The following is a 10396-nucleotide window of genomic DNA, read 5'->3' as shown; positions in this document are numbered from 1 at the left end:
ATTAAATGATATCACAAGTACAGAGAAGATTTTAAAAAACTTGACAAACTATTAGCTGGTTTTCTCCTGTTTCCTCTGTGAGCTGCTTGCTGTTCTCCTGCTATCATTCGGGTAAATCTGGAGGCTAATGAAAAAAAGAGAGAGAATCATTGTTCTCTCCCTCCTGAATTCACTTTCAAATCTGATCACCAAAGCCACGTTAGAAGAAGTGCATTTCCAGTCATAGCGCCTCTGGAGCCCAACCTAGCGCAGGAATGAATAGCGGGGAATTTCAGCTTCACTTTATGAAATCCTTCTTCGAAACTTCTACGTTTGAAGCGCTCCCGGTATTTATTCCGAAGCGGGCAGTCAATCTCCCCTTGCGGGGCGGAGGCCGAAGCGTAGACTGGAAATGCACTTCTTCTCCACTACAGCTATTCCTCAAACCGCACCATTTCCAAATTGGTTTTCTTGACCTTCACCAAGTACAACAAATAGATCAAGCCAACAAGGGTCCAGAGCAACCCGAGCATCATGGACGTTGCTTCGAGGTTGATCCACAGGAAGGCGATGAACGTTGTACCGATAAACGGCGACAGCACGAAGCCCCACCAATGCTTGATATGCTTGTTCTTTTGTTTGCGGAAATAGTACGCCATTACACTGATGTTCACGAAGCTAAAGGCGATCAGCGCTCCGAAGTTAATAAAGGACGTAGCGGTAAGTAAATCCATATATAAAGCGAACAGCATCAACGCACCAACCAACAAAACGTTGAGCAGCGGTGTTCTCAGCTTCGGATGTACATAGCCGAACCAGCGTCGCGGCAAAAATCCGTCCCGTCCCATTGCGTACAGCAAGCGTGTGACACTCGTGACTGATACGAGTCCGGATGCCAGCGTCGAAGACAAAGCAGCAGCCAGAAACACCAATTGAAAAATCGTCCCTCCGATAAACAAAGCAATCTCCGCAGAGGCCGCTTCTGGATCAGACAATACCGAAACATCAGGAAATAATGATTGCATGAAATAAGATGCCGTAATAAATAGCGCTCCTCCTGCGAGTGCTACAAGCATAATCCCGCGAGGAATCGTCTTTTTCGCATCGACAGTTTCTTCCGTTAGCGTGGTTACCGCATCAAAGCCAAGGAAGGAGAAACAAAGAATCGACGCACCGGAAAGCAGTGCAATCACTGACAGGTCCGGCGATACAAATGGACGCAGATTAAATACATGGCCGAGCCCATCGCCTTGCATAAGCCCGCGAATCGCCAAGCCGGCAAAAAGAATGACGACCACTACTTGAAATAGAACGAGAATCGAGTTGACGGATGCGGTCACCGTGACGCGAAATACGTTTAACCCCGTCACCAAAACAATGAATCCGATAATCCACCACGCGGTCGATACGTCAGGAAACACGGACGATAGGTATACCCCAGTCAACAGGGCATTGATCATCGGTAAAAACAAATAATCCAGCAAGGACGCCCATCCTACCAAAAATCCTGCATACGGATGGATCGTTTGCTGCGTATACGTATACGCGGTCCCTGCTGATGGGAATAGCCGCACCATCTTTCCGTAGCTTGCCGCCGTAAACAGGATCGCAAGAAGTGTAACTGCATACGCAGCAGGAACATGCCCTCCCGTTTCTCCAGAAACTATGCCAAAGGTGTCAAAAACGGCCATCGGGGCCATGTAGCCCAGCCCAATTACGACAATATGTCGCAACTTCAAACTACGTGTTAGTTCTGCTCTCCCGTTCACTACTCGTCCCCCTTTATTTGACAGGAATAATTATACACGCCAATTTATAATGACGAAAGAAAAAAGCACTGCTGCACACGGTTTCTCCATGCACAACAGCGCTTGATTTATACGAGTATTTCCTATGCTTTTGGCAGTTCAAAGGAGCTCTTCAACGATACGATACGGTTGAATACGAGCTTATCATCTGTCGTATGCTTCGGATCGACATTGAAATAGCCATGACGGAAAAATTGATATTTGTCTTGTGGCTTGGTTTCTTTCATGTTTGGCTCCACATAGCCTTGCAGCACTTCCAACGAATTCGGGTTGATGTTGTCGAGGAATGTGCCCTCTGCATCTTCATCATCCATAATCAATGGCTCGTACAAACGGAATTCAGCAGGAACCGCATTAGTCGCATCCACCCAGTGAATCGTACCTTTTACCTTGCGACCTGTAAAACCGCTGCCGCTCTTCGTTTCAGGGTCATACGTGCAATGAATCTCGATCACATTGCCGTCCGCATCCTTCACGACGTCATTGCATTTAATGAAGTAAGCATGCTTCAGACGCACTTCATTTCCAGGGAACAGGCGGAAATACTTGCTCGGCGGGTTTTCCATGAAGTCGTCCTGCTCGATGTAGATTTCGCGAGAGAACGGAATTTGACGATTGCCCATCTCTGGGTTCTCTGGATTGATCTCCGCTTCGAGCATCTCAACTTGTCCTTCCGGATAGTTCGTAATGACGACCTTCAACGGATTCAAAACAGCCATCGTACGTGGTGCCTTCAGCTTCAGGTCCTCACGAATGAAATACTCCAGCATTTTCTCGTCAACGGTGCTGTTGGCGCGGGCTACCCCTACTTCACGAGCGAATGTACGAATCGCTTCCGGTGTATAGCCACGACGACGGAAGCCTGCGATGGTTGGCATGCGCGGGTCATCCCAGCCGTCTACTACATTCTCATCAACAAGCTGTTTCAGCTTGCGTTTACTCATAACCGTGTTGGTCAGGTTCAAGCGTGCAAATTCGTACTGACGTGGTACATTCTCCATTTCGCACTCGCGGACTACCCAGTCGTACAACGGACGATGATCTTCGAACTCCAGTGAGCACAGAGAGTGTGTCACGCCCTCAATGGCATCCTCCAGCGGATGAGCGAAATCGTACATCGGATAGATGCACCATTTGTCGCCCGTGTTGTGATGCGTCGCATGAGAGATACGATACAGAACCGGATCACGCATGTTGAAGTTCTGAGAGGCCATATCGATTTTCGCACGCAGCACCTTTTCTCCGTCCTTGAATTCCCCTTGGCGCATCCGTGCAAACAGGTCCAGGTTTTCCTCCACAGATCGGTTGCGGAACGGACTATCTGTGCCTGCCTCTGTCCATGTTCCACGCATTTTACGCATGTCTTCGGCAGACAGATCGTCTACGTAAGCCAGACCTTTTTTAATCAACAGCACCGCACGGTTGTACATCTCTTCAAAGTAATCAGATGCAAAAAACAGCCCGTCCCATTCGAAGCCAAGCCATTGAACGTCCCGCTTGATCGCTTCTACGTATTCGATGTCTTCCTTTACCGGGTTGGTATCGTCAAAACGCAGGTTGGCCTTGCCGGAAAATTCCCGTGCCAACTCAAAGTTGAGGCAGATCGCTTTTGCATGTCCAATATGAAGATACCCGTTCGGTTCTGGGGGAAAGCGGGTAATAATTTCCTTTACTTTGCCCTCTTGAATGTCATCAATCATGATATTGCGGATAAAATTGGATGCCGCTACCTTGTTTTCCAATGAAATCAACCTTTCACTTCACCTTTACATTCCATAATACTGATTCTCTACCCAGAGTTCAACAAAATCGGGTCGTTGACCGACCCGCTCACGTCTCCCATTGCTGCCTCGTTTGCCATTGCGGCTTGTGATACAGATGAATAACAGAGTCAATCGCTAGGCGCTGCTCCGTGATCCCTCGGATCGTTTCCAGATGCTTCGGAGAAATCAGATGCAGCAAGGGCTGTTCAACATCATTAAAACGTTGGAAGGCTTCCGTTGCGATCCGATCCCACTGTGGATAATATCGAAGCAAATCATCCGGCATCACTCTGGAGCGGTCCGTGTCGGACTCTGGCAAACAATCAAAAGGTTCATCCAGATTTAACGTTCCATAATCATCGGTCAGTTCTTCCCCCGGCAAAATATCTCTCGCAGCCAATTCCATATCATACATGGTGGCGACACAATTCGCATGAAAGCTGTGGTTCACATACCGTGCCTTATCCCAGCAAAGAATGTATTTTCCGAACTGGTTCTTGAACGAATATTTTTGTACGTCCTGTTTTCGTAATGAGTCAAGTCTTTCCACAAATGCAGGGTCCAATACCTGATCCAAATCATCTTGTGCCCATACAATTGTTCCTTTGGGAATCAGCTTTGTCGCAAACACACCGTACCCGATTTGCTCGTTCCTATAGCGCAATTCTGTATCGGGATGCATCATGGCTGATGTTTCACTCCTTGGCGATTATGCCTTTTTATCATCATAAGCACTCCGATCAAAGAGGTGTGTATTTGCCTGCAAGAAATGTTGTTACCAAAATATTCCTACTATATACTGAAATCGAAACATAATCGTAAATGAAACTGGAGGTTGGCATAGGTATGGCTCAGTTCGATCCATTTCAAACTCCTTTTTTCACCCTGGAATCACTAGCTGAAGGTGTGTATGCTGCGATTGCAAAACCCGGAACCGGAGCCATGGGCAATGCAGGCATTATCGATCTGGGAGATCTAATCGTCATCTTTGACACCATGTATACGCCCCAGGCAGGGCAAGCCTTACACGATGCGGCTCTCCATCTCTTTGGCAGACCAGCATCCCTCGTCATCAATTCCCACTTTCACATGGACCACGTAGGCGGTAATCAAGTTTTTACGAACACACCCATTCTTTCTACTGCAAAAACACGAGCGCTCACTCTGGAGCATGTGGAACAGTTCCTCGTATTCGCCAAAGCACATCCAGAATACCCCGCTACTGTGAGACAAGCAATCGAGGAAGAAACGGACGAGAAAAAACGGGAGGAAAAGTCTTATGAATTAGGCGATCTCCTCGCAATGGATGCCGCTCTGACCACACTGGTTCCTACTCCTGCTACGATGACATTCGAAAATTCGCTGACCTTGCATGGAACGAAGCGTTCCGCAGTTCTCAGAGCCATGGGTACTGGGCATACCCCTTGTGATTCGGTCCTCTATCTTCCTGATGAAGGGATTTTGTTTACTGGAGACCTGCTTTCTGTGAATACTCATCCCCTTGTCATTTACGGGAATACCGAAGAGTGGATGGAGCTGTTGGATCGTCTTCTTCACGATTTTCCGATTGAAAAAGTTGTTCCTGGTCATGGCCTGGTAACAAGCAAGGATTCCCTTCCCGTCGTGCAGCAATATTTCAGTCATTTGCTAGAAAAAGCACGTCAGTTGCATGATAAAGCATCCATTACGGGAGATTCTACCCTTTCGCTCGAGACACCAGCAGCCTATGCCGACTGGGGCTATTCCAAGATATATGAACTCAACGTGAAGCATTTGTTGAAGCAGATGCAGCCACAGGAATCATCATAAAAAGAGAAGCCGTCGGGGGATCTCCGACGGCTTTTCGCTTTCTTCCTTATACGAACTCCCACATCCGGTCAGGATGATTCGTGCAAATTTGTACCTGGGGATGCCACGAGATGACTTCGCGGATATGCTTCGGATCATCCAGCGTCCACGCGATGACTTTGAAGCCTTTTTCAATCGCGGCTACTGTTAGCTGGCGAGTCAAGTACAGATAATCCATCGAGAGGATCGTGGCACCTGCTGCTTCCATCTGTTCAAGCATGAGCACAGGACGCCCATATACAATCAGGCCTGTCTGCACTTCTTGATCCAGCGTGCGAACGTGGCGAATCAAATCGTGGTCAAAGGAAGTCACGTATACCTCTTGCTTCATCCCATGCTTTTCCACAAGCGCAAGCACCTTTTCTGCGATACCAGGGTACATGTCACTTGTTGCTTTCAGCTCGATATTTAGCGTGCAGCGACCTTTTACCGCAACCAGTACTTCTTCCAGTGTAGGGATTCTTTCGCCAGCGAACTTATCGCCAAACCAGCTCCCTGCATCCAGCTCGCGCAGCTCAGCCAGCGTATGATCCATGACCAGACCACGGCCATTGGTCGTGCGTTCCAGCGTAAAATCATGGATCAACACCGGAACCCCGTCACGCGTCAGCTGTACATCAATTTCCATTGCTTTGATAGCTGGCTCTGCCAATGCCAGTCGAATCGCTGTCATTGTATTCTCAGGGGCTTTGCCTGACCACCCGCGATGTGCCATACAAATGTTCATTTCGCCAGCTCCTCTATCGTTTCGATTCTCTTATTTCTTCAAAAGCTTGCTGCCTTTTTCCGTTGCCACCTGCATCGCTTCATCTACAGTCGCTTGCCCAAGCATAGACCGCTGCAGTTCTTTTTGAATCACATCCTGCAATTCTTTGTAACCCGGAGCCATTGGACGAGGATAGCCGTATTGCAATTGATCTACTGCGACCTTGAAATTTGGCTCTTTTTCATAGAATGCTTTCATTTCAGCCGAATCGATTGCTTCAGTCGTGACAGGCATATAACCGGAAGCGATTGACCATGGAACAGTTTGCTCCGTGTCGGTCATCCACTTCATGAATTCCCACGCCGCTTTTTTCTCCGCATCGGTCGACTTCGCAAGCATCACGAGATTCGCACCGCCCGTTGGGGTACCGAAGGTTTTATTGGCTGGGAGGAAGGCTGCACCCATGTCAAATTTGGCATTTTTCTTCAATTCCGTCAAGGAACCCGTCGAGGTAAAAATCATGCCGACCTTTTGATTGAGGAAGTCTTGCTCCGCTACATCCCACGCGTTGTAGTTCTCTCCTGGAGGGTTCTTCATGATGCCTTCCTTCACCATTTTGGACCAGAGCTCAAGCGGTGCTTTTCCTGCTTCGTTGTTGATGGTCAGCTCCTTGCCGTCCTCGCTCAGGATGCTCCCGCCGCCTTGGAAAACAAGTGCTTCGTAGAACCAGATATCAATTGGTGTTGAGAAGCCGTACCGGGTAGTTTTGTCTCCTTCTTTCTTGCTCAGCTTTTGCGAGAAGCTGACGAGTTCATCCCATGTTTTCGGACCATTTGGATCAAGGCCCGCCTCTTTCAGCATGTCGCGGTTGATGTACAGGAGTGGAGTGGAACGGTTAAATGGTACTGCGTATAATTTGTCATTCCAATAAGAGTTTTTCATGAGACCTGGAATGTACTTCTTTTCATCCCCTTGCGAATAGGGAGTCAAATCTTCCAATACCTTTGCATCAGCGAATGCTGCGATCGAAGCGATCTCTACCATCGTGACATCCGGATTGTTGCCCGCTGCGACAGATGCCAGTACTTTGGAGTGGTTCTCTTGATACGCTCCTTGGTAGGCTGGTTTGACGATAATATCTTTATGTGTTTCATTGAATTTTTTGACCATATCCTCAATCGTTTTCCCGCGAACGCCACCCAACGCATACCAGAAATCAATTTCGACAGGACCGCTGGATGCTGTAGACGCAGCAGGCTGCGAAGTGCTTCCTGTACTTGAAGACTGCTCTTTGCCTGTTGCTCCACATCCCGCCAGTACGCCCGACAAACCAATTGCCAATGCACACAACATTGTTCCTGTCTTTTTCATCGATAACATGATTAGGTCCTCCCACAAGGTTATCTTTTATTTTTTATTTCGATTGATAGATAAACGCTTTGATAATATGCCGCTGAGCGATAAAGAAAATCACGAGAATCGGTAGAATGAGGATCATGTTGCCCGCCATCATGACGTTCCACAAGGTTCCGCCGTCAGACATGTGCAAGCTGGATATTCCAATCGGCAATGTGCGCACCTCGTCGCTATTGGTCATGATCAGCGGCCAGAAGTAGTCGTTCCAGTGGTAAATAAAGCTGAATAGTCCGAAAGTGACCAGCACAGGCTTCGCCATTGGGACCATAATCGTCCACATGATCTTCCACTCGGAGGCATCGTCCAGACGTGCTGCCTCAATCACTTCATCCGGTACCTGCATGAATGCTTGCCGCAGTAAGAAGATCCCGAAAGCGCTGGCTGCGTATGGCAGGATGAGCGACCACAGCGTGTTGACGAGTCCCCAGCCACTCAATTGCACGTAAATCGGTAAAAAGATGACTTGTCCGGGAATCATCAAAACAATCAAGACAAGACCAAACAACAGATTGCGACCGGGAAACCTGTAGCGGGCAAAGGCATAAGCCGCAGGCACCGCCGTCAGAAATTGCAGGATCAAAATTCCTACCGCAACCAGAATGCTGTTCCACGTATACGTAAGGAACGGACCTGATTCCCACGCTTGGATGAAGTTGCTCCACTCCCACGTCTCAGGTAAAAGAGTCGGGGGAAATTGCCTGACCTCTGGCATCGTTTTGAAAGCCGTCGAGGCCATCCACAGAAACGGGAAGACAAACAAGAAAGCGACAATCAAAAGCCCCATCCATTCCACGGTCTTGCGTGAAGCCATAACCACTCGATACATGCTGCTCCTCCTTTCTCACGAGTTCATCAGCGATAATGCACGCGCTTGGACATCACCAGGAAATGCACAGCGGTTAAAATCCCTACCAGTATGAGCAAAATGACAGAGGCAGCCGAAGCGATTCCGCCATTGTAGAAGTCCATACCCTGCTCGTAAATGTAGTAGACAAGCATGTTGGTACTATTGATCGGACCGCCCTGCGTCATAATGGCGATCGTGTCAAACGCTTGAAAGGATGAGATCGTATTGATAATGAGCAAGAAGAAAATCGTCGGCGACAGCATTGGTATGGTAATCCGCCTCAGCGTCCGCCACCACGGTGACTGATCGAGCGCCGCTGCTTCGTATATATCGCCCGGAATGCTTTGCAGTCCTGCAATAAAAATCAGCGTGTTATAGCCGACACCTTTCCAGATGCTGACGATAATGAGTGACAGCAAGGAGCTTTTCGGGTCAGTCAGCCACGTATACGCAGGCAATCCGACCGCTTCCAGCCCTGCGTTCAACAGGCCAAACTGCGGGTCCATCAGCCACATCCACAGCATCGAGACAGAAACCAGCGAAATGATGTGGGGACTGAAAACCGTCGCCTGAATAATGCCGTACACTTTAGCCTTTTTGTTCAGCCATAATGCGAGCAGGAAGGATAGAGTCAGGCCGATCCCCACTGTTGCGAAGGTAAAGACCGCAGTATTTCCCAGTACCTGATGAAAATCTCCGTCCACCATCAAGTCTTGGTAGTTTTGCAAGCCGACCCATTCCATTTGCTCCAGATTGATCAAAGACCAGTCCTGGAAGCTCAAATAAATGATTGAGCCAATCGGATAAAAGAAAAACAAGGCAAAGCTAATCAATGCGGGTGCCAGATACAAGTACGGACGCAGTCGGGTAGCGAGATCAGACCATGTAGCTGCCGACGGACGCACTTCTGTTTTCGACTGGCTTACACCCGGCAACTCCTGTACAGTTGCCGCTTTTCGCATCAGCTATCCCCTCCTGCACGTATCGATACAGGCTCTCTTCCGCTCATGCGTCCAACTCGTTTTCCGCTAACCTTCTCGAAGACATACATGTACTCCCACTGTACAGTAACCGTGACCGAGGAACCGACCTGCATGGCTACCTCCGAGTCCGCTTTGACGATGACCCTGCCTTTTTCCGTCTCAACGTGAAAGAGTGTGTCTGAGCCAAGAATTTCTCTGGATACCACCTGACCTCGTGCATTCCACTGATCTTCACTAGAGATGGTAGAGACAGAAGCAGGCAGCAAAGCTGCTTTTTCCGGGCGGAATCCCCACAGATGCTCACTCTTGCCTTCCGCCGAAACAATGTTCATCGCCGGAGAACCGATAAATTGGGCGACAAACAGATTTTCCGGCTCCTGATACAAGTCCATCGGGGCAGCTACTTGCATAATGTGCCCATCATTCATGACGACGATTTGATCGCCCATCGTCATTGCCTCTACTTGATCATGTGTTACGTAAATGAAGGTGGTACCCAGTTGCTTGTGCAGGCCAGTCAATTCCACTCGCATCTGATTCCGCAGCTTCGCATCCAGATTGGAGAGCGGTTCGTCCATCAAGAAAACCTTTGGCTTTTTCACCATCGCACGAGCGAGTGCGACACGTTGCCGCTGACCACCTGAGAGCTGAGACGGCTTTCGTTTGAGATAGTCTGATAAGCCCACGATTTCTGCGATTTCTTCCACCAGGACCTGACATTCTTTTTTCGAAGTTCCTCGATTTCTCAGGCCATAAGCGATATTGTCGTACACGTTCATCGTTGGGTAGAGCGCGTAATTTTGAAAAACCATCGCTACATCGCGCTTACCGGGTGGCAAATGGTTCACCGTTTGATCACCGATATTGATCTTGCCACCAGTCACCGTTTCCAGCCCCGCGATCATCCTGAGTGTGGTCGATTTCCCACAACCGGACGGACCTACCAGAACCGTAAAGGAGCCATCCGGGATGACCAAATCAAGGCCCTTGACCACGCTTTGGTTCTGAAAGGTTTTCGTTACCTGCTCCAACACCACTCGTGCCAT

The 10396-nt window shown here is 48.8% G+C and carries 9 protein-coding genes; 1 reads left to right on the top strand and 8 read right to left on the bottom strand.

The genetic code is table 11. The features are described from left to right. Positions 1–413 precede the first annotated feature (413 nt). The 3 genes from AB1L17_RS22115 to AB1L17_RS22105 form a co-directional block, all read right to left on the bottom strand. Positions 414–1748, bottom strand: coding sequence for an APC family permease (locus AB1L17_RS22115; RefSeq protein WP_412847283.1), 1335 nt, complete (start codon positions 1746–1748; stop codon positions 414–416). 122 nt (positions 1749–1870) lie between these two features. Further along, on the bottom strand, positions 1871–3538 hold the full coding sequence (locus tag AB1L17_RS22110) for a glutamine--tRNA ligase/YqeY domain fusion protein (protein ID WP_412847282.1): 1668 nt from the start codon (positions 3536–3538) through the stop codon (positions 1871–1873). Positions 3539–3617: 79 nt separating this feature from the next. Further along, positions 3618–4235 (bottom strand): SET domain-containing protein, encoded by a 618-nt coding sequence (locus AB1L17_RS22105; protein WP_412847281.1) that lies wholly within the window; start codon positions 4233–4235, stop codon positions 3618–3620. Positions 4236–4396: 161 nt separating this feature from the next. On the opposite strand from AB1L17_RS22105, the gene AB1L17_RS22100 reads away from it, so the two are divergent. Then, a complete protein-coding gene (locus AB1L17_RS22100) occupies positions 4397–5359 on the top strand; it encodes an MBL fold metallo-hydrolase (protein ID WP_412847280.1) in 963 nt (320 codons plus the stop codon). A 46-nt stretch (positions 5360–5405) separates the two neighbouring features. Here AB1L17_RS22100 and AB1L17_RS22095 read toward each other — a convergent pair whose 3' ends face one another. From AB1L17_RS22095 to AB1L17_RS22075, 5 genes are read right to left on the bottom strand one after another with little or no spacing between them, the layout of a single operon-like run. Beyond that, the gene (locus tag AB1L17_RS22095) at positions 5406–6125 is read right to left on the bottom strand and encodes a glycerophosphodiester phosphodiesterase (protein ID WP_412847279.1); all 720 of its coding nucleotides are present in this window, start codon (positions 6123–6125) and stop codon (positions 5406–5408) included. Positions 6126–6155: 30 nt separating this feature from the next. After that, the gene (locus AB1L17_RS22090) at positions 6156–7484 is read right to left on the bottom strand and encodes an ABC transporter substrate-binding protein (RefSeq protein ID WP_412847278.1); all 1329 of its coding nucleotides are present in this window, start codon (positions 7482–7484) and stop codon (positions 6156–6158) included. Between the two features lie 34 nt (positions 7485–7518). Continuing rightward, positions 7519–8346: a carbohydrate ABC transporter permease gene (locus AB1L17_RS22085; RefSeq protein WP_412847277.1), complete on the bottom strand. Its 828-nt coding sequence runs from the start codon at positions 8344–8346 to the stop codon at positions 7519–7521. 26 nt (positions 8347–8372) lie between these two features. After that, entirely contained in the window at positions 8373–9329 is a 957-nt protein-coding gene (locus AB1L17_RS22080) for a carbohydrate ABC transporter permease (RefSeq protein ID WP_412847276.1), read from the bottom strand. Further along, positions 9329–10396, bottom strand: a complete 1068-nt coding sequence (locus tag AB1L17_RS22075) for an ABC transporter ATP-binding protein (protein ID WP_412847275.1) — start codon at positions 10394–10396, stop codon at positions 9329–9331. The genes AB1L17_RS22080 and AB1L17_RS22075 overlap by 1 nt, the downstream gene beginning before the upstream one ends.

The organism is Brevibacillus jepli (assembly GCF_047229145.1).
Lineage (GTDB): Bacteria > Bacillota > Bacilli > Brevibacillales > Brevibacillaceae > Brevibacillus.
The sequence above is the reverse complement of the archived record's forward strand: the minus strand, read 5'-3'. Positions and strand labels throughout refer to the sequence as shown.

What these genes read in the sequence shown, in the direction of transcription:
- AB1L17_RS22105 (WP_412847281.1), bottom strand. Translation starts at nt 4,235, where the DNA reads ATGATGCATCCCGATACAGAATTGCGCTATAGGAACGAGCAAATCGGG.
- AB1L17_RS22100 (WP_412847280.1), top strand. Translation starts at nt 4,397, where the DNA reads ATGGCTCAGTTCGATCCATTTCAAACTCCTTTTTTCACCCTGGAATCA.
- AB1L17_RS22095 (WP_412847279.1), bottom strand. Translation starts at nt 6,125, where the DNA reads ATGAACATTTGTATGGCACATCGCGGGTGGTCAGGCAAAGCCCCTGAG.
- AB1L17_RS22090 (WP_412847278.1), bottom strand. Translation starts at nt 7,484, where the DNA reads ATGTTATCGATGAAAAAGACAGGAACAATGTTGTGTGCATTGGCAATT.
- AB1L17_RS22085 (WP_412847277.1), bottom strand. Translation starts at nt 8,346, where the DNA reads ATGTATCGAGTGGTTATGGCTTCACGCAAGACCGTGGAATGGATGGGG.
- AB1L17_RS22080 (WP_412847276.1), bottom strand. Translation starts at nt 9,329, where the DNA reads ATGCGAAAAGCGGCAACTGTACAGGAGTTGCCGGGTGTAAGCCAGTCG.
- AB1L17_RS22075 (WP_412847275.1), bottom strand. Translation starts at nt 10,396, where the DNA reads ATGGCACGAGTGGTGTTGGAGCAGGTAACGAAAACCTTTCAGAACCAA.